Below are 18,981 nucleotides of genomic sequence, written 5' to 3'. Positions count from 1 at the left end.
ACTCCACCACAAACTCAAAACCCAACCCGGCTGGCACCTCAAACAAACCCGACCAGGACTGTTCGTCTGGACCACACCCACCGGAGAACACCATGCCGTCGACCAAGAACCACTCATCGAATACGACCTGCCCGCACCCAGGGCACCAGAACCATGCTCACCCCAGGCGGTCGCCGAACCCGCGCCCTTCTGATCCCCTCCGATCCGCGCTCCAGACCGGGACAGCCGGACTTACGAGCTGAACGACCGGATCGCTGGCCACTGGTGAGATCCATTTCCTCGGTGAGCGCCGCCAACTCGTCGGCGGCTTCCCGTCGTCGCTGATTGTCTCGGCGGACGTACCTGAGCAGTGAGTCCGCCCGCACTCGGCGATGCCGGCCGACAAGCCGGTGCTCGGTCTCGCCCGCTTCCAGCAAGCCCATCAGGTATGGCTAGGTAACGTTGGGCAGGTCGGCGGGAGCTGACTTCAGCAAGCGGATGAGGTCGGGTAGACCTGGTGCGGGCAGTTCCGGCTCCGGGTTCTTGCTGTCCCGCAAGGCATCAAGTGTGCGGGAGGCCTCGACACACGCGGACTCGTCACCGCTGTAGCTACTCTTGCGCCAGCGGTTTTGGTCCATGCCCTGCCTCCAGGTCCGCGATCGCAGCGGTGATCATCGTCATCGAGTGTTGCTCGCTGAGCGCGATGTGGTCAAGGGCATCGACCGCGGGTGCATGGTTCTCGATGTCGTCCTTGCCGTAGACGAACACCGATGAGCCGAAGTGCTCGAAATGCAGAATCGAGGGCGATTGGGCGAAGCGATAGAGCAAGAACGGCCCAATCAGACCAGGGTGCCAGCCCTCGCCGATCCGCACGATTCGCACGCTCACGTTCGGAAGGCTCGCGACGGTGAGCAGATGGTCGAGTTGGTCGAACATGGTGGTGCGCCCGCCGATGATTTGCCGGATCGCGGGCTCGCCGATGAATGCCGTCAGCTTCGCGGGGGCTGGGCGGCGATCGCGTAGCACTCGCTGCCGATCAATCCGAATACTCACTGACCGGTCGGCTGCTTCGGGGCTTCGACGTGGCGACCACTCCATGATCGAGCGGATATATGCAGGCATCTGCAGCAGGCCTGTCACCAACCATGGAGTCCATTCGATGATTTCTGTGGCCGTCTGCTCGCACTCGATGAGCCCGGCCAATTGGTTCGACATGCCTGGTCCGACCGCGAGCCAGTTGGGGTCGGCGGCATTGTGGGCCAATTCGAGAATGTCCGCTCGCTTGCGGCCGGTCACCCTGATCACCGCCAACAACGCCGACACGCTGTCCGGGGTCGGCACCCGCCGCCCATTCACCCACTGCGACACCGTCGAATGCGACAGCCCCAACACCCGCGCGACTTCCCTTACCCCGAACCCAGACTCCTCCATCTCCCGTCGCAGGGCGGCGGCCAGCGCGCGGGTGCGGGGCGTGCCGCCGGTGTCGGTCATGGGTTGACGCTACTGATCACCGCTGGTCAGGCGCATCACCCGATCAGCTGTTCGATCTTCCTTGCGGTTCGGGGGCGTGACCGCGTCCGCTTGGCCAGTGAGCAGATTGTTCGAGTGGCAAGCGTCGTCCGGTGGCTTGCACGCCATCCCGAGTACCGAGCACTCGCCCTTCCCGCCGCTGCCCGGTGCGCAGTACACGACCCTGTGCGGTCTGGAGATCGTCTTGGTCGTCGACGACTTTCGGCGCCGGGTGAACCGGCCGATGTGCGGCGAGTGCTGTTCGACCTGGGTTCGCCGCATTTCGCCGCCCAAGGTCGCTCGCCGATGAGTGCTGGCCTCGACCAGGTCGACCTCGCCAAGAACCTGGTGGCGCTCGCCAAGGTCCTCGATGACGTGATTCTGCGGAAACTGCGGGAGTATGCGGCCGGTCTTATCACCGAATGGTCGACGCCCGAGAAAGCCGATGACCTCGCCGCGGTTCTCGAAGAGACCGCCCGTCAAGTCCGACTGTGCCGCCCGAATCATCAGCCGAGTGGCTCTCACCTGCAACGACCCTAAAATGGTACAACTGTACTGTGACCGCCAACACAATCGTAGGCGTCCCGAGGGAATCCGCCGCGGGCGAGCGCCGGGTGGCTCTTGTGCCCAAGGTCGTCGAGCGGCTCCAGGCCAAGGGCTTGGACATCGTCGTCGAGCCGGGTGCGGGGGCGGGTGCCCTGATTCCCGATGACTCCTACGTCAGAGCCGGGGCGAGGCTCGGTGACCCGTGGCCGGCCGATGTCGTCGTCAAGGTCGCGAAACCCAGCCGGATGGAGATCGGGCGGCTGAAATCGGGGGCCGTGCTCATCGGGTTCCTCGCGCCGCTCATCGACGCCGAGGGCGTCCGGGCGCTGGCGGACGCGGGCGTCACCGGGTTCGCCATGGAAGCGGTGCCACGCATCTCCCGGGCGCAGAGCATGGACGCGCTCTCCTCGCAGGCCAACGTCTCCGGCTACCGGGCCGCGATGCTCGCCGCCGAGCACCTCACGCGGTTCTTCCCCATGCTGACCACCGCCGCGGGCACGGTTCCGCCCGCCAAGGTGCTGGTGCTGGGCGCCGGTGTCGCCGGGCTGCAGGCGCTGGCCACGGCTCGGCGGCTGGGAGCGCACACGACGGGCTACGACGTGCGGCCCGAGGTGGCCGAGCAGGTCCGGTCCGTGGGCTCGCAGTGGCTCGACCTCGGCATCGAGGCCGCGGGCGCCGGTGGCTACGCGCGGGCGCTGACCGACGCGGAGCGCGCTGAGCAGCAGCGGCAGTTGGAGCAGGCGATCGGCGGGTTCGACGCCGTCATCACGACCGCGCTGGTGCCCGGCCGGACCGCGCCGACGCTGGTGACCGCCGAGGCCGTCAAGGGCATGCGACCGGGCAGCGTCGTGGTCGACCTCGCGGGTGAGTCGGGCGGCAACTGCGAGCTGACCGAGCCGGGCGCGGTGACCGTCGTGCACGACGTGACCATCGCGGCGCCGCTCAACCTGCCCGCGACGATGCCCGAGCACGCCAGTGAGCTGTACGCGCGCAACGTCCAGGCGCTGTTGGAACTGCTGGTCGACGCCGATGGCGCGTTGGCGATGGACTTCGGCGACGAGGTCGTCGCCGGGGCGTGCGTGACCAGGGAGGAGCCCTGATGCTGGTGCAGAACCTGGCGGTGCTCGTGCTCGCGGGCTTCGTCGGCTTCGCGGTGATCTCCAAGGTGCCCAACACCTTGCACACGCCGCTGATGTCAGGGACCAACGCCATCCACGGGATCGTGCTGCTGGGCGGGCTCATCGTGCTCGGCCTCGGCGCCGACACCGTGCTCGACAAGATCCTGCTCGTGATCGCCATCGCGTTCGGCACGATCAACGTGGTGGGCGGATTCCTTGTCACGGACCGGATGTTGGCCATGTTCAAGGCCAAGGACCGTCCAGAGAGGACTGACAAGTGAGCCGTGACGTCCTCGTTCAAGTCCTCTACATCATCGCGTTCGCGCTGTTCATCTATGGCCTGATGGGGCTCACCGGACCGCGCACGGCCGTGCGCGGCAACTGGATCGCCGCCGTGGGCATGGGAATCGCGGTCATCGTGACGCTGCTGATTCCCGGGATGGGCAACTGGTCGCTGATCATCCTCGGCGTGGTCATCGGCACGGTGATCGGCGTGCCCGCGGCGAAGCGGGTGAAGATGACCGCGGTGCCGCAGATGGTGGCGCTGTTCAACGGTGTCGGCGGTGGCGCGGTGGCGCTGATCGCGTGGGTGGAGTTCCGGCAGAGCACAGGATTCGACCACGAACCGGCATATGTGGCGGTGGCGAGCCTGTTCGCGGCGATCGTCGGGTCGGTGTCGTTCTGGGGTTCCAACATCGCCTTCGGCAAACTGCAGGAACTGCTCTCCGGGCGGCCGATCGGCATCGGGAAGCTGCAGCAGCCGCTGAACCTGGTGCTGCTGCTGGCCTCCGTCGCGTGCGCGGCGCTGATCGTGGCGGGCAACGGGTCCGAGTGGCTGATGATCGGTGTGCTCGTCAGCGCGGCCGTCCTCGGTGTGATGGTCGTGCTCCCGATCGGCGGCGCGGACATGCCGGTCGTCATCTCCCTGCTCAACGCCCTCACCGGCCTCAGTGCCGCCGCCATGGGGTTGGCGCTGAACAACACCGCGCTGATCGTCGCGGGCATGATCGTCGGCGCGTCCGGTTCGATCCTGACCAACCTCATGGCGACGGCGATGAACCGGTCCATCCCGGCCATCGTCGCGGGCGGCTTCGGCGGCGGCGGTGGCACCGGCACGGCGTTGACCGGCGACCAGACCGTGCGCCGCACCAGCGCGTCGGACGCGGCGATCCAGATGGCGTTCGCCAACCAGGTGATCATCGTCCCCGGCTACGGCATGGCCGTGGCGCAGGCCCAGCACGCCGTGCGCGAGATGGCGGACATGCTGGAGTCCAAGGGAGTCTCGGTCTACTACGCGATCCACCCGGTCGCGGGCCGCATGCCCGGCCATATGAATGTGCTGCTCGCCGAGGCGGACGTGCCTTATGACCGGCTCAAGGAAATGGACGAGATCAACCGCGAGTTCAGCCGCACCGACGTCGCGATGGTGATCGGCGCGAACGACGTCACCAACCCGGCGGCCCGCACCGACCAGGACTCCCCGATCTACGGCATGCCCATCCTCAACGTCGACGAAAGCCGCTCTGTCATAGTCCTGAAGCGCGGTATGGCGCCCGGCTTCGCGGGCGTCGACAACGCGCTGTACTCCGACCCGAAGACAACAATGCTGTTCGGCGACGCGAAGGCGTCGGTGGCCGACGTCACCGAGGAGCTGAAGGCTCTCTGACCCGGACCCAAGGCAGTGTCATCAACGCCCACACCGTCAACACCAAGACCAACTCCCACACCACATACCAAGGCCACGGCCCCAGCACGTCCAACAGCGAGTCCACCGTCGGCTTCGCGTTGAGGAACCCGTAGTTCGACCCCACGATCCCGTTGAACACCAGCATCGCCGCCGCCCAGACCACGGTCACCCCCACCGCCAGCCGGTAGCCCCGCCAGTCCGGCCGCATCCGCCTGCCCCAAGTCAGGTAGATCGCCGCCCACACCACCAGCAGGTGCACGGCCCAGAACCCGAGGAACGACACGTGCGGGAAGTCCGGCCCGCGCAGGACAGGGGAGACCAGGGCCTGCACGCTCAGCGTCAGCCCCCAGTAGTAGGTCAGGGTGAACGCCCACCGCCGGTGCGACCACAGCGCGTACGCCGTCACGTATCCCGCGAAGTCGGACAGCTGCAGCGGCAGCGAGTGGTCGAGCTCGAATCTCGACGGCGCCATCGAGTACAGCTGGATCGACAGCTGTAACCCCAGCACCAACACCGCCAGGACGCGGCTGGGCAGCAGGCCGGGGTGGGCGCGACCGAGCAGGACGAACCCGATGGCGCCCACGGCGAACAAAGCGAGCACGACCCAGTGCGACGGGCCGTAGGCCGTGAAGTCCCGCTCGGCGAGCGCCACGGCCACTCACGCTACTCGGACTGTCAGTGCCTTGAGCTGAACCAGGGCTGGTGCAGGTCCAGGTACTTGACGTCCTGCATCAGCGACATCTCCTCCTCGAACATCTTCCGAGCTTCCTCGGGCAGTTCCTTGGTCTCGTTCTTGCGGGCCTCGTCCTCGGAGGTGAACGCCACCGTCTCGGTGAAGAAGCCGTCCTTGTCCACGGCCAGGGTCGCCCCGAGGACGTCCGGGCGGTACTGGGAAATCATCTTCGCGCTCTGCTCGATGATCGAGCGGGCCCGCTCCCGGTCGGTGATCCGGCCTTGGATGACCTGCACGAACCCCGCCTTGTCCGACCCGCCGCCTGCCAGCAGGGTGACGTCGTCGCAGTCGTGGAAGGTGACTTCGCCGTCGAAACAGCTCTCCATCTCCGACCACCATGACGACTGCTCAGGTCGCTCGCTGTTGCGCTGAGCCGCGTCCCGTGACTCGAACCGGACCGCGGCGACCATCATGCCGTCGTCGGTGACGCCGTAGGTGCCGCCGAGCCAACCCTCCGCTCCTGGTGCGAGGTCGGTCTGCCAGCGGTCCAGCGCGGCCTTCGCGGCTTCGGTGTCGCGGACCCTGCCTTGAATGATTTGCATGAACATGTCTTGCTCCTCTCGGGCCGAACCCACGCTACGACCGCGACGGTCCACAGTCGACCGGGCAAAAGACCCGAGAAATGACTAGCGTGGCGAGGTCGGGGGCGACACGGACACCTCGGAGGACGCACGATGACTGATTGGGTGTTCGACTTCGTCCACGGCGACAAGGACAGCAAGGACCTCCTCGGTGGCAAAGGCGCGAACCTCGCCGAGATGACCCGGCTCGGTCTGCCCGTCCCGCCCGGCTTCACCATCACCACCGAGGCCTGCCGCGCCTACCTCGCCGACGGTGTCGAGCCGTCCGCGCTGCGGGTGCAGGTGACGATGGCGCTGCGCAGGCTGGAGAACCAGCTCGGCCGACGCCTGGGCGACGTGGTCGACCCGCTGCTGGTCAGCGTGCGGTCGGGGGCGAAGTTCTCGATGCCCGGCATGATGGAGACCGTCCTCAACGTCGGCCTCAACGACTACTCGGTGGCGGGTCTGGCCGAGGCGGCGAACGACAAGCGCTTCGCGTGGGACTCCTACCGCAGGCTGCTGCAGATGTTCGGCCGCACCGTGCTCGGCGTCGACCCCGAGGTCTTCGACCACGCGTTCTCCGCGCTCAAGGACGGCCGCTCCGACACCGACCTGTCCGCCGACGACCTGCGTGAGGTGGTCCAGCGGTTCAAGGACCTGATCGTCGAGCACGCGGGCCGCGAGTTTCCGCAGGACCCGCGCGAGCAACTCGACATGTCCATGCGCGCGGTCTTCGACTCGTGGAACACCCCGCGCGCCCGGATCTACCGCCGACGCGAGCGCATCCCGCACGACCTGGGCACCGCGGTCAACGTCTGCGCGATGGTCTTCGGCAACCTGGGGGAGACCTCCGGCACCGGGGTCTGCTTCACCCGCGACCCCGCCTCCGGCCGCTGCGGCGTCTACGGCGACTACCTGCCCAACGCCCAGGGCGAGGACGTCGTCGCGGGCACCCGCACCCCGCTGGCGCTCGACGAGTTCGACAAGCTCGACCCGACGTCGTCGCAGCAGCTGCGGACCGCCATGCGAAGGCTGGAGACACACTACCGCGACCTGTGCGACATCGAATTCACCGTCGAGCGCGGCAAGCTGTGGCTGCTGCAGACCCGGGTCGGCAAGCGCACCCCCGCCGCCGCGTTCCGCATCGCCGCCCAGCTCGTCGACGAGCAGCTGATCACCCTGGACGAGGCGCTCTCGCGGGTCACCGGCCAGCAGTTCGTGCAGCTCATGTTCCCCCAGTTCGACCCGAAGGCCGAGCGGACGCTGGTGACGACCGGCCTGGCCGCCTCACCCGGAGCCGCCGCGGGCCGCGCGGTGTTCGACTCGGCCGCCGCCGTCGAGTGGGCCGCCCGCGGCGAGCCCGTGATCCTGGTCCGCCGCGAGACCAACCCCGACGACCTCGAAGGCATGATCGCCGCCGCCGGCGTCCTCACCGCGCGAGGCGGCAAGACCTCGCACGCCGCCGTGGTCGCCCGCGGCATGGGCCGCACGTGTGTCTGCGGCGCAGAGGAACTCGACGTCGATCCGGTGGCGCGCAAGGCCAGGGCCGGCGAGCTCTCCTTCGCCGAGGGTGACCGCATCGCCATCGACGGCAGCACCGGCGCGGTGTATCTGGGCGAGATCGCGGTGGTCGACTCTCCTGTCTCGCGCTACCTCGCCGAAGGGCTGGACGTCGCCATGGCCGAGGCCGACGAGGAGACGGGCGAGCTCGTGCGCGCGGTCGACCGGCTCCTGACCCACGCCGACGAGGTGCGCAGGCTCAGGGTCCGAGCCAACGCCGACAGCGGCGAGGACGCCCGCCGGGCGCGAGCCCTTGGCGCCGAAGGGATCGGGCTCTGCCGCACCGAGCACATGTTCCTCGGCGACCGGCGCGGGCTGATCGAGAAGGTCATCCTCGCCGAGACACCCGACGAGCGCGACACCGCGCTGAGCATGCTGCTCCCGGTGCAGCGCGCCGACTTCCTGGAGTTGCTGACCGAGATGGCGGGCCTGCCGGTGACGATCCGGCTCCTCGACCCGCCGCTGCACGAGTTCCTGCCCGACCGCGCCGAACTGCTGGTGAAGGTCGCGCGCGCCGAGGAACGCGGCGAGTCGTCGGCGGTCGACAGCAAACTGCTCGCCGCCGTGGAGCGGCTGCACGAGTCGAACCCGATGCTCGGGCTGCGCGGCGTGCGGCTGGGGCTGGTCGTGCCCGGGTTGTTCAAGCTGCAGGTGCGCGCGGTCGCCGAGGCGACAGCGGAACTGCGGGCCAAGGGCGTCGAGGCGTGCCCGGAGATCATGGTCCCGCTGGTGGGCAGCGCGATGGAGCTGCACCTGATCCGGCAGGAGATCGTCGAAGTGGTCGCCGAGGTGGCCGCGGAGCAGGGCGTGGAGCTGACCTTCCCGATCGGCACGATGATCGAGCTGCCGCGGGCGGCCCTGACCGCCGACCGGATCGCCGAGGAGGCCGAGTTCTTCTCCTTCGGCACCAACGACCTCACCCAGACCACCTGGGGCTTCTCCCGCGACGACGTCGAGGCGGCGTTCTTCGCGACCTACCTGGACAAGGGCGTCTTCACCGTCTCCCCGTTCGAGACGCTCGACGAGATCGGCGTCGGGCAGCTGATCGAGATCGCCGTCGAGCGCGGCCGGGGCAAGCGACCGGACCTGCACCTGGGCGTCTGCGGCGAACACGGCGGCGATCCGGTGTCCGTCCACTTCTTCCACAAGGTCGGCTTGGACTACGTGTCCTGCTCGGCTTTCCGGGTACCCGTCGCGCGACTGGAGGCAGGCCGGGCCGCGATCGGGAGCGTGCGGGGTTGACAGTCGTCACGGCAGCCCGGCACGAGCGATGAGAGAGGTGGACCGGCGGATCGGGCGGGAGGGACTGCATGGCAGGTGAGGGACACCGGTCTTCGGCTCGCGCGGTCCCGCCGGCGGAGCCGCACGGCACCGTGATCCGGCCGCGCCTCGACGACCTGCTCGCCGAGGGCACCCGCAGGCGGCTGATCACGGTCGTGGCCGACGCGGGCTTCGGCAAGTCCACCCTGCTCGCTTCCTGGGCCGCCCGCAACCCCTGCGCCTGGTACACGGTCACGGCCGAGGACCGCACGCTCGCCGCGATGGTGAACGGGCTGCTCGACGCGCTGCGGCTGCGGGTCCCCGCGCTGTCGTCGGCCATCGCCGGAGTTGTCGACGGGCCACGCGGACCGGACGCCGACGCCGAGCAGCCGATGCGGGCCCTGGCCTACGCCGCCGCCTTGGCCGAGGCCATGGAGCGGCACCTGACCGACGACCTGGTGCTGGTGCTCGACGACGTGCAGGAACTCTCCCCGGAGGACCCGGCGGCCACGCTGATCGAGGGCCTGATCCGGGCCGGTCCACCCGTGCTGCACCTCGTGCTCGCCTCCCGGTGCCGGGTGCCGTTCCGGATCGAGCGGCTACGTGGCCGCGGTCAGGTGCTGGAGATCGACGCGGCGACCCTCGCGTTCACCGCGGAAGAGACCGAAGAGGCCCTAAGAGCGGTCTTGGGCGAGGCCGTGCCGAAACTCGCGGTCATGGTCCACGAGGCTGTGCGGGGCTGGCCCGCCGCCGCCCGGCTCGCAGGCGAGGCGCTGCGGCCGGTGCCGCCCGCGGACCGGGAAGCCCGGCTGCGCCGCGCGCTGCGCCCAGGTGGGCCCGTGTTCGGCTACCTCGCCGAGGAGATCTTCGCCAACGAGTCCGAACGGGTGCGGCACCTGATCTCGACGGTCGCCTGCCTGCCATGGTTCTCGGCGGACCTGTGCGCCGAGATCGGGATCACCGACGCCGACGACCTGATCGACTCGCTGGACACCCGGGGCTTCCTGGTCGCGGGCGGTGACGCCGACCGGTACCAGCTCAACCCGCTGATCCGGGAGTTCGCGCTGACCAGGATGCCGCTCGACCCGGCCGACCGGCACGCCGCCGTCCTCGACGCCGGCCGCTTCTTCGCCGGCACCGGCGACTACCGCGAAGCCCTGAGCTGCCTGCGCACCGCGGGCGACTCGACGTCGGTGAGCGACCTGCTCTGGGCGCACGGACACGCGATGATCGCGGGCGGCGACGCGGAAGCGGTCGTCGAGGCGATCGCCGCGACCGCACCCGCCCCTCGCGACGGCGTCCTCGACCAACTCGACGGGGAGGCTCGGCAGGTCCTCGGCGACTGGGTCGGCGCGCAGGCGTCGTTCGAGCGGATCATCGGCGACGAAGGGCCTGTCGCCGTCGGCCTCGCCTGGCGGATGGGCCTGATCCACCACCTGCGCGGCCACCTCGACGACGCGATCGCGACCTACCGCCGCGGCACGATCGACGGGTCCGAGCCCAAGGAGGAGGCGCTGCTGCAGGCCTGGTGGGCCAGCGCCCACTGGCTGCGCGGCGAGATCGACGAGTGCAGGCAGCTCTCCGCCGCGGCGCTGTCCGCCGCCCACGCCGCCTATGACGACCGGGCACTGGCCGCCGCGCACACCGTGCTCGCCATGCTCGCCGCGCTCGACAGCGACCCGCGCGCCAACGCGGCGCACTACCTGCGCGCCCTCGACCACGCCGAGCGCGCGGGCGACGTGCTGCAGTCGATCAGGATCCGGGTCAACCGCAGCTCCCACCACATCGCCGAAGCCCAGTACGCGCAGGGGATCAGCGAACTCGACGTGGCGATCAGGCTGGCCGACCTGGCCGGGTTCGCCGCGTTCCGCGCGCTGGCGCTCAACAACCGCGGCGAGGCGCTGCTGGGGCTGGGCAGGCTCGACGAGGCGCGGGCCGAGTTGGAGGCGTCCCGGCTGCTCTACCAGCGGCTGGAGTCCAAACTCGTCGCCCACCCGCTGACCAACCTCGGCGAGGTCTACCGGCAGCGCGGCGACCTGGCGATGGCCAGGGCCTGCTACGAGGAGGCCATCTCGATGGCGGGGGATACCCGCGACATGCAGTCCCTGGTCCCCTCCCTGGCGGGGCTCGCCCGGGTGCTCATCGAGGAGCAGCCCGACCGCGCCACCGAACTGGTCGAGCTGGCCCGGCGGGCCGTCTCCTACGGACCGGTCCTGGGCCAGTCCGCGGCGCTGCTCTCCCTCGGCTGGGTCTCGCTGCACCGCGGGCACTCGGCCGAAGCCGCGGCCGCCGCCGACGAGGCGGCCGCGCTGAGCCGCAGGCGCCGCGACCGGGCGGGGCTGGCGGAGGCGCTGGAACTCAAGGCCGCGGCCACCTCCAGCGTGCGACCGGTCGACCAGTATCTGCAGGAGTCGCTGAACATCCGCCGCGAGATCGGTGATCCGCTCGGGCAGGCTCGGGTCGAGCTGATGCTTGCCCGGCGGGCCACCGGGGAGCGGGCCCGCGAGCTGGCCGCCAGTGCCCACCAGAAGTTCCTCGCCGCCGGGGCGACCAGGTACGCCGCGCGGGCCGCGCTCGCCGAGGAACGCGCCGCGCCACCGGACGTGCGGGTCGAATGCCTGGGCGGCTTCCGGGTCGTGCGCGACGGCAACCCGGTCCCGCTTGGCGAATGGCCCTCGCGCAAGGCCCGCGACCTGCTCAAGATCCTCATCGCCCGCCGCGGCCACCGCGTCCCCCGCGCGCAGCTCATGGACTCGCTGTGGCCGGGGGAGGCGGAGTCGGTGGTGTCCGCGCGGCTGTCCGTCGCGCTGTCCACCGTGCGCTCGGTTCTCGACCCGGGCAAGCGTTTCGCCCCCGACCACTTCGTCGGCGCCGACCGTGCGAGCGTGTGGCTCGACCTCGCCATGACGTCGATCGACGTCGAGGAGTTCCTGCGCGACGCCCAGGCGGGCTTGGACGCGGCCAAGACCGGGCACCCGGCGCAGGCTGTGCTGCTGCTGCGCACCGCCGAGGCCGCCTACACCGGGGACTTCCTCGACGAGGACGTCTACCAGGACTGGGCGGGCGCGCTGCGCGAGGAGGCGCGCTCGGTGTACGTGCGGGTCGCGCACTACCTTGCCGACCACGCCGTGGAGACGGGCGAGAACTACTCCGCCGCGGCCTACTCGCTGCGGATCCTGCAGCACGACCAGTACGACGAACGCGCCCACCTCGCCCTGGTGCGGTCCTCGGTGATGGCGGGCGCGCACGGCGAGGCCCGCCGCGCCTACCGCACCTATGTGGCGCGGATGAGCGAACTCGGCGTCGAGCCCGCCCAGTTCCCGAACCCGCGCGGCGCGGAGCGCAACTTTAAGGCTGTCTGAAGGCGCTTGGAAGGCTGGTTGAACACCCCTGCGCACTCTTCCCGGTAAGGCCGCACAGGGGCGGTCGACACCGGGAGGGACTTCTATCTCATGGACACACGAAGAACACTCGCCATGCTCTCCGCCGCCGCGCTCGGGGTGGGACTCGCGAGCGCTACGGCACCTGTGGCCCAGGCGGTCAATACCGTCGGCGTCACGGTCACGATCCACAAGGTGTGGCAGATCGAATGCGACGACAACGAGCGCGACGTCGCGGGCATTGCGTTCAACGCCTGCCCAAACGACTACTACTCGAAGGCGTTCTTCCCCAGCGGGGAACGCACCTCACCGCGCGCCCCGGACAACCAGGGCGACATCTCGCCGGAATGGAAGCTCTCCGGCACCTTCGACCGCGACGCCGGGCCGTTCGGCGTCCGCATCCAGCTGTGGGACCACGACAGCACCAGTGGCGACGACGCGGTCGACATCGCCAACGGCGACGACAACCTCGACATCGTCGTCGACCCCAACACCGGCACCTTCTCCGGTGACGTGCCCACGCCCAACCTCGGCTACTCGAAGGGCAGCGGCGAGGACTCGGCCGCGGTCTGGTTCTCCGTCACCTTCGGCGACTCCGTCGACTTCGACGGCGACGGCCTGCACGACGGCATCGAGCGCTCCGGCATCGTGGTGGACAAGAACGGCACCGTCCCGGAGCGCGGCAACCTGCGTGCGATCGAGGCCAACGACTCCAACGGCACGCTTCCGCCGGTGGCCGCCAGCCCGTGCAGGCCGACCATCCTGACCGAGATCGACTACATGGTCGGCCCGGACGCCGACGGCGACGGCGTTCCCGACCACACCCACAAGCCGACGCAGTCCGCGATCGATGAGTCCACCGCCGCCTTCAACGCGGGCGATGTGCCCGCCAAGCCGGGTTGCCCCTACGCGGGCGTGGACGCGGCCAACGGCGTGCAGCTGCTCATGGTCATCGACGACCAGCTCGCCGAGGTCGACAAGCTGACGTGGGGCGCCGGTCCCACGATCGGCGGCGCCATGGTCACCGCCGAGACGCTGCGCACGCAGAACTTCGACGCGAACCTGCGGCCCTACTACCACTGGTCTCCCTGGGTGCATCGGCAGCCCGACCGGCCCGGTCCCAATCCCGGCGACCCGCCGGTGGTCAACGGCAGCTCCGGGCTGTGCTGCGGCGACGGCAAGGACCCGCTGGTCAGCCTCGGCGGCTGGGGCGCGAGCGGTGTCGGCACCGACCGCGACCAGTCGGGCACCTTCATGCACGAACTCGGTCACGCGCTCAACCTCGGCCACGGCGGTTCCGACACCATCAACTGCAAGCCGAACTACCACTCGGTGATGAGCTACGTCTACCAGACCATCGGCGTGCCCGACTCCTCACCGACGGGGCCCGCGCCGACGCGCGACATCAGCGGCGACGGCCTGATCGACGGCCGTGACCGGACCCGACTCGACTACTCGAGGGTCAAGCTCGACACTCTCGACGAGGACGCGCTCGACGAGGAGAAGGGCATCAACGCCCCGACCGCCGACATCTTCATCTGGGACGGCGACGGCACCTCGCCGTGGCGGGTCAGTGTGGGCAATGGGCCGGTGAACTGGGATCGGGAAGGCGACGGGACCGACGCGGCGGCCAACATCGACACCGAGAACGTTGTCACCGATGTCGACTTCATGGGCATCCCCGACCAGGGCTGCCCCAACACGGCACCGGCAGGCTCGCCGATCATGGGCACGCCCCCGCCGAACAGCCCCGATCTCGACGGCCACGACGACTGGGCCAGCCTGAAGTACAAGGGCCCGTTGTCCCCGCCGTCGAGCGGCCACTCGTCGGCGAATGAGCTGACCAAGGACACCGCCGACTTCATCCGTGCGGCGTACCAGGAAGCCGTGAGCCGCACCGATGTCGACGCCCACCTGACGGATGCCCCCGACCCGGTGGGCGCCGGAACGCAGCTCACCTACGGGTTGCAGGCGCACAACCACGGCAGTCCGAACACGGCGTACGCGGTCAAGGTCGTGCAGACCCTTCCGTCGGACGTCACCTTCGCCTCGGCTTCGGCAGGCTGCACGAACGCGGCTGGTGTCGTCACCTGTGAGCTCGGAGATCTGGCGCCTGGCGCGTCGGCCTCGGCGACCGTGGTGGTGAACGTTCCCGCGGACCTCGTCTACGACAACGGCGGTCCGAAGGACATCACCTCGTCGGCCACCGCCTCGCACGACGGCACGGACTCGGACACGGCCGACAACACCGCGAGCACCACGACCAAGGTCGTCGCGATGGCCGACGTCCAGGTCACCGGCGCCACGGCGACGGGACCGCGTGAGGTGCTGATCGGCGAACCCGGCTCGGTCACCTTCGACGTGTCCATCGCCAACGCCGGACCGTCCAGCCCGATCGACACCGTGCTCACCACGAGCGCGTCCGGCGACAGCGGCGTGACCGTCACGCCCGCTTCATCCACCTCTGAGCAGGCCGCACTGGCCGTGGGCGGCCCGCGCACGGTCCACACGACCGCCACCGTGGACTGCGCGTCGCCGGGGGTGAAGACCGTGACCCTCACCGCCGCGCTGGCGCTGAAGAACCCGGCCGACACCGATCCGGACCTGACCAACAACCAGCGGGCGTCGTCGTTCCGGATCGACTGCGTCGTGCCGATCGCGATCAACGTCCGGCCGAAGGGCTTCCCGAACTCCATCAACCTCAACACCGACGCGACACTCGCCGCGTTGACCACCGCGGTGGGGGAGTACGGGCTGCCGATCGCGTTCGACGCCACGAAGATTGACGTCTCGACAACGTTGTGGGGACTCCGAGCGAATCTCTTCGACACCGCGACGCCTTTCGGGGCACGGGAAATCCATGGTGAGGGGCATCCGGAGCGCTCCTACGAGCTGGACGAACGCACCCGTGACGGCGACCTGGACCTGGTGCTGCACTTCAAGCCCGCAGACTCGGGACTCACCCTGAGTTCCACCGAGGCCTGCTTGAAGGGCCGCTACCTGGCCCCGGACGGGAATACCTACACGTTCCTGGGCTGCGACTCGGTTCGAGTCGTCAACTGAACAAGCGATAGAACGTGAGCGGGACCGGCCATCGCCGGTCCCGCTCACCCTTGTGGACGGACGCGGACAGGCGTGGAGTTCGGCCGCCCGATACGGTCGGGCCGACAGATCCGAGTGAATGGAGTCGCTATGTCCGCCGGGCTGGGTGTGCAGGTCGTCGTCGAGACCGATCCGGAGGCCGAGGAGCGGCTTGTCGAGGAGCTGTTCTCCGCCGTCTTGGCCGATATCGGGGCCGACGCGGAAGACCACGACGTGGAAGACGAGGACGAGGACCTCGAAGAGGACGACGAGCGCGTCGTGCTGGCCGTGGCGGTCGCCCGCGGCGACGGCAAGCTGCTGGGCTGGGCGTCGCTGCTCGGACCCGACGAGGACGACCCGGGCCCCACCGTGCAGTGGTTGCTGCTGTCGCGCGAGATCGAGCGCATCAAGACCGGCATGTACGACGAGCACCCGGCGACTCCGGAAGAGGTCGAGTTGCTGGTGGCCATGACGAAGGCCGCCGCCGACCACGCCCGTGAGGCCGGACACGACGCGGTCGTGTGGTCCGACCCCATGGCGGACCTGGACTCCCACCTGGCCGACGCGCTGGGTGCTGAGCCGGACGAGGAACTCGGGCACATCTGGGCGTTCGAGGACCTGGCCGCGGCCGCGGCGCCCGCTGGGCTGCCCGCCGTGCGCACCCAGGTCGCGACCGAGCCGACCGAAAACCTGCCGGACGGCACCGACATCATCACCATCGACGTCGTGGACACCGACGCGGAACTGTCGGCGCTCATCAAGGGCAACCGGGCGATGGTGGAGGAGATCAGCCACCACGACACCGAGCCCGAGATCGTGGCCGCCGCGATCCACGACCTGGTGGCCAAGATCCGTGAGCTGAACCCGGATGTGCGCACGCTGCGGGTGCACGAGTATGACGATGAGGTCGTCGAGGAAGCCGCTGAGCTGGCAGGCATGACCGTCGCCAAGCAACTCCACTTCTACCGCCTGGACCTCTGACCGCGACTCGCCCCTCCAGGCAACCGAGTCGCCCCGTCCGGCGAATGAGTTCGCCCGTCCGGTAAGTGAGTTCGACATTGGCGCGGGCCCGTGGTTCGGGTGCCGGTGGTCGGCGCGCGTCTTGACGCGGGGTGTCTGTTCGGGTGGTTCGCCTTGCGTTTGGAGGGTGGTGGGGTGGCGGATTCCGTCGTCTTGCGTTCAGCGGTGGTGGAGGTGGCGCATCCCGCCCCTGGCTTTGAGGAGTGGAGGCGGATCCCCCGTTGTGTCGCGGGCGGGGATGTGCGGGCTGGTACTCAGGTATCACCCCGGACTTGGCGCTCGTGAGTGACGACTCGCCCTTCGGTCCGTCTCTACCGTTGTTCGCATGAAGACGTTGTGGCACAACTGGATCGCGGTCCCCTTGATCCGCGGTCTGACCACCCTCCCGCTCGCTGTGGCACGCCTGCTCGCCACTGGGGTCGGACTCGGGCGGCGAGTGGGCCGTGCGCACGAGGGGATCGCGCGAAGGTACTCGTTCGGCGTTCCGAGTCGGGGGCGGCTGTCGGCTGGGTTGTTGACGTTTCCGTTGGCCCTGCTTTCCCTCTACCTCGTCTTCATGGGCTACCTCTACTTCCTGCGCCCCGACGCCATCGCCGCGGTCGGGCACCCGTTCACCGCCGACCCGAGGTTCGACGCCGCCTGGGGAGGGCCCACCCTGGTCGGCGCGTGGCTGGCGCACTCGGCTGTGGCGTTCGGGATGCATTTGGTCGCGGTGCCGCTGCTTCGCCTTCTGGTCGCGTGGCAGGACGGGACGAACGTAAGGTCGGACAGGTGAAGAGGTGGCCGGTCGTCGCGGCGGTGGTGGTGTTCGTCCTCGCCTGGCTTGACGTCGTCCAGCACTACCCGGGTGCGGGGGAGTTGGTGTTGCCCGTGGCGTTGGGGCTCGCGGTCCCGGTGCTGGTGTGCGGTCAGCGGCCGGTGATCGCCGGGTGGTTCGGCTGGGCCGCCGCCGCGGGGACGGCGCTGGTCACGCAGGGCCGCGCTGGTCCCGGTGAGCCCTGGCCGTGGTCGGTCAGCTCGGTGGTCGTCCTGGTTGTCCTGTGCGGTGTCGTCGGCGCTCTAGGGGTGCGCCGAACCACGGTCGGGCTGGTCGGGGCGGTCGGGCTCACCGGAATCGTCTTGGTGCTGGTGTTCGACGGGCAGTGGGTCTCGGCGATCAGCACGGTCATGTTGTGCGCGGCCGCCGCTCTGGTGGGGGACTGGCGGGCGGGGATGCGCGGCAGGCTGGCTGAGGCCGACCGCCTCGGCGAAGAGGAACGGGCCCGGCGGATGGTGCTCGAGGAGCGGGCCCGGATCGCGCGGGAGATGCACGACATCGTGGCCCACCACATGTCGATGGTGGCGGTGGCCGCGGAGACCGCGCCCTACCGCAACGCCGACCTCCCCGAGTCCGCCCGGACCGAGTTCGCCGGCATCGCGGACTCCGCGCGGGCCTCGCTGACGGAGATGCGCCTGCTCCTCGGCATCCTGCGCGAGGGCGCCGCGGAACTCGGTCCGCAACCCGGGATCGACCGGCTCGCCGAACTCGTCGACGGCGTGCGCGGGGCGCCGGTGACGCTGGAGTGCTCGGTGGGAACGCTGCCTGCGGCGCTGGGGCTGACGGTGTACCGGGTCGTGCAGGAGGCGCTGAGCAACGTCGTGCGGCACGCTCCGGGCGCGGCCACTCGGGTAACAGTAGGGATGGACGGGAGTGAATTGGCGCTGGAGGTCGTGAACGACGCCCCCAAGTCGGCTCCGGTGACGACCGCGGGCGGCCACGGGCTGGTGGGCGTCCGCGAGCGGGTCGCGCTGCACGGGGGCACGCTGTCGGTGGACCGACCCGCGGGCGGCTACCGGCTGCGCGTCAGGCTGCCGGTGGAGGGCCGTTGAGTATCCGGGTCCTGATCGTCGACGACCAGGCCATGGTCCGGGCGGGTTTCGCGGCCCTGCTGGGCGCCCAGGACGGCATCGAGGTGGTCGCCCAGGCCGCCGACGGCCGCGAAGGTGTCCAGGCGTGCGCCGAGAGCCGCCCGGACGTGGTGCTGATGGACGTGCGGATGCCGGTGCTCGACGGCCTGGCCGCGACCCGGGAGATCCTCGCCGCCGCAGACCCGCCCCGGGTGATCATGCTGACCACCTTCGACATCGACGACTACGTCTACGAGGCGCTGCGTGCGGGCGCGAGCGGATTTCTGCTCAAGGACCTGCAGGCCGACGACATGGTCTCCGCTGTGCGGATCGTGGCGGCGGGGGAGGCGCTGCTGGCGCCGAGCGTGACCCGCAGGCTGATCGAGACCTTCGCCCGCCAGGCCACCTTCGTCGCGCCGTCCCGTGTGGACAGTCTGACGAAGCGGGAACGCGAGGTGCTGGTGCTGTTGGCCCGCGGACTGTCCAATGTGGAGATCGCGGAGACGTTCGTGCTGGCCGAGCAGACGGTGAAGACCCATGTCGGGCGCATCCTCGCGAAACTCGGGCTGCGCGACCGGACCCAGGCCGTGGTGTACGCCTATGAGAGCGGCCTCGTCCGGGCGGGCCATGACAGACATCCCAGGAGCTTGAATGTCAAGCA

At 69.6% G+C, this 18,981-nt stretch carries 16 protein-coding genes; 12 read left to right on the top strand and 4 right to left on the bottom strand.

Features of this window, described 5'->3' with window-relative positions:
• Positions 1–431: 431 nt before the first annotated feature.
• A complete protein-coding gene (locus GPZ80_RS31510) occupies positions 432–617 on the bottom strand; it encodes a DUF397 domain-containing protein (protein WP_187224755.1) in 186 nt (61 codons plus the stop codon).
• Positions 589–1,470, bottom strand: coding sequence for a helix-turn-helix domain-containing protein (locus tag GPZ80_RS31505; protein ID WP_187224754.1), 882 nt, complete (start codon positions 1,468–1,470; stop codon positions 589–591). Before GPZ80_RS31505 ends, GPZ80_RS31510 begins: the two co-directional genes overlap by 29 nt.
• Before the next feature lie 76 nt (positions 1,471–1,546).
• Here GPZ80_RS31505 and GPZ80_RS34185 point away from each other — a divergent pair, with 76 nt between their 5' ends.
• The 5 genes from GPZ80_RS34185 (at position 1,547) to GPZ80_RS31480 (ending at position 4,818) form a co-directional block, all read left to right on the top strand.
• The gene (locus GPZ80_RS34185) at positions 1,547–1,798 is read left to right on the top strand and encodes an HC3 family zinc finger protein (protein WP_376771799.1); all 252 of its coding nucleotides are present in this window, start codon (positions 1,547–1,549) and stop codon (positions 1,796–1,798) included.
• On the top strand, positions 1,744–2,028 hold the full coding sequence (locus GPZ80_RS31495; RefSeq protein ID WP_187224752.1) for a hypothetical protein: 285 nt from the start codon (positions 1,744–1,746) through the stop codon (positions 2,026–2,028). The genes GPZ80_RS34185 and GPZ80_RS31495 overlap by 55 nt, the downstream gene beginning before the upstream one ends.
• A gap of 17 nt (positions 2,029–2,045) precedes the next feature.
• Positions 2,046–3,134, top strand: a complete 1,089-nt coding sequence (locus tag GPZ80_RS31490; protein ID WP_187224751.1) for a Re/Si-specific NAD(P)(+) transhydrogenase subunit alpha — start codon at positions 2,046–2,048, stop codon at positions 3,132–3,134.
• The gene (locus GPZ80_RS31485) at positions 3,134–3,433 is read left to right on the top strand and encodes an NAD(P) transhydrogenase subunit alpha part 2 (protein ID WP_166658042.1); all 300 of its coding nucleotides are present in this window, start codon (positions 3,134–3,136) and stop codon (positions 3,431–3,433) included. The genes GPZ80_RS31490 and GPZ80_RS31485 overlap by 1 nt, the downstream gene beginning before the upstream one ends.
• Before the next feature lie 62 nt (positions 3,434–3,495).
• Positions 3,496–4,818, top strand: a complete 1,323-nt coding sequence (locus GPZ80_RS31480; protein WP_246477676.1) for an NAD(P)(+) transhydrogenase (Re/Si-specific) subunit beta — start codon at positions 3,496–3,498, stop codon at positions 4,816–4,818.
• On the opposite strand, the gene GPZ80_RS31475 is transcribed toward GPZ80_RS31480, so the two are convergent.
• Together GPZ80_RS31475 and GPZ80_RS31470 are read right to left on the bottom strand one after the other, a co-directional pair.
• Positions 4,793–5,497, bottom strand: a complete 705-nt coding sequence (locus GPZ80_RS31475; RefSeq protein WP_312880683.1) for a YwaF family protein — start codon at positions 5,495–5,497, stop codon at positions 4,793–4,795. The genes GPZ80_RS31480 and GPZ80_RS31475 overlap by 26 nt on opposite strands.
• Positions 5,498–5,514: 17 nt before the next feature.
• On the bottom strand, positions 5,515–6,120 hold the full coding sequence (locus GPZ80_RS31470; RefSeq protein WP_187224749.1) for a hypothetical protein: 606 nt from the start codon (positions 6,118–6,120) through the stop codon (positions 5,515–5,517).
• Between the two features lie 126 nt (positions 6,121–6,246).
• Between GPZ80_RS31470 and ppdK the strand changes: the two genes are divergently transcribed.
• From ppdK to GPZ80_RS31435, 7 genes are all read left to right on the top strand, one after another.
• Complete coding sequence (ppdK, locus tag GPZ80_RS31465) at positions 6,247–8,934, top strand: pyruvate, phosphate dikinase (protein WP_187224748.1); 2,688 nt, start codon at positions 6,247–6,249, stop codon at positions 8,932–8,934.
• Positions 8,935–9,002: 68 nt separating this feature from the next.
• Positions 9,003–12,314 (top strand): BTAD domain-containing putative transcriptional regulator, encoded by a 3,312-nt coding sequence (locus GPZ80_RS31460; protein ID WP_187224747.1) that lies wholly within the window; start codon positions 9,003–9,005, stop codon positions 12,312–12,314.
• A gap of 90 nt (positions 12,315–12,404) precedes the next feature.
• A complete protein-coding gene (locus GPZ80_RS31455; protein WP_187224746.1) occupies positions 12,405–15,395 on the top strand; it encodes a DUF11 domain-containing protein in 2,991 nt (996 codons plus the stop codon).
• A 129-nt stretch (positions 15,396–15,524) separates the two neighbouring features.
• On the top strand, positions 15,525–16,394 hold the full coding sequence (locus GPZ80_RS31450) for a hypothetical protein (RefSeq protein WP_187224745.1): 870 nt from the start codon (positions 15,525–15,527) through the stop codon (positions 16,392–16,394).
• Positions 16,395–16,758: 364 nt separating this feature from the next.
• The gene (locus GPZ80_RS31445) at positions 16,759–17,208 is read left to right on the top strand and encodes a hypothetical protein (RefSeq protein ID WP_187224744.1); all 450 of its coding nucleotides are present in this window, start codon (positions 16,759–16,761) and stop codon (positions 17,206–17,208) included.
• Positions 17,205–18,302 carry a sensor histidine kinase gene (locus GPZ80_RS33920; RefSeq protein ID WP_187224743.1) on the top strand — a complete coding sequence of 366 codons (1,098 nt, stop codon included), beginning with the start codon at positions 17,205–17,207 and terminating at the stop codon, positions 18,300–18,302. The genes GPZ80_RS31445 and GPZ80_RS33920 overlap by 4 nt, the downstream gene beginning before the upstream one ends.
• A gap of 32 nt (positions 18,303–18,334) precedes the next feature.
• Positions 18,335–18,981, top strand: a 647-nt coding sequence (locus tag GPZ80_RS31435; RefSeq protein ID WP_246477674.1) for a response regulator, incomplete at its 3' end; no start/stop codon positions are given.

Origin of the sequence: Actinokineospora xionganensis (genome assembly GCF_014323725.1) — a bacterium.
GTDB lineage: Bacteria > Actinomycetota > Actinomycetes > Mycobacteriales > Pseudonocardiaceae > Actinokineospora > Actinokineospora xionganensis.
This window is presented reverse-complemented; position numbering and strand designations above follow the sequence as displayed.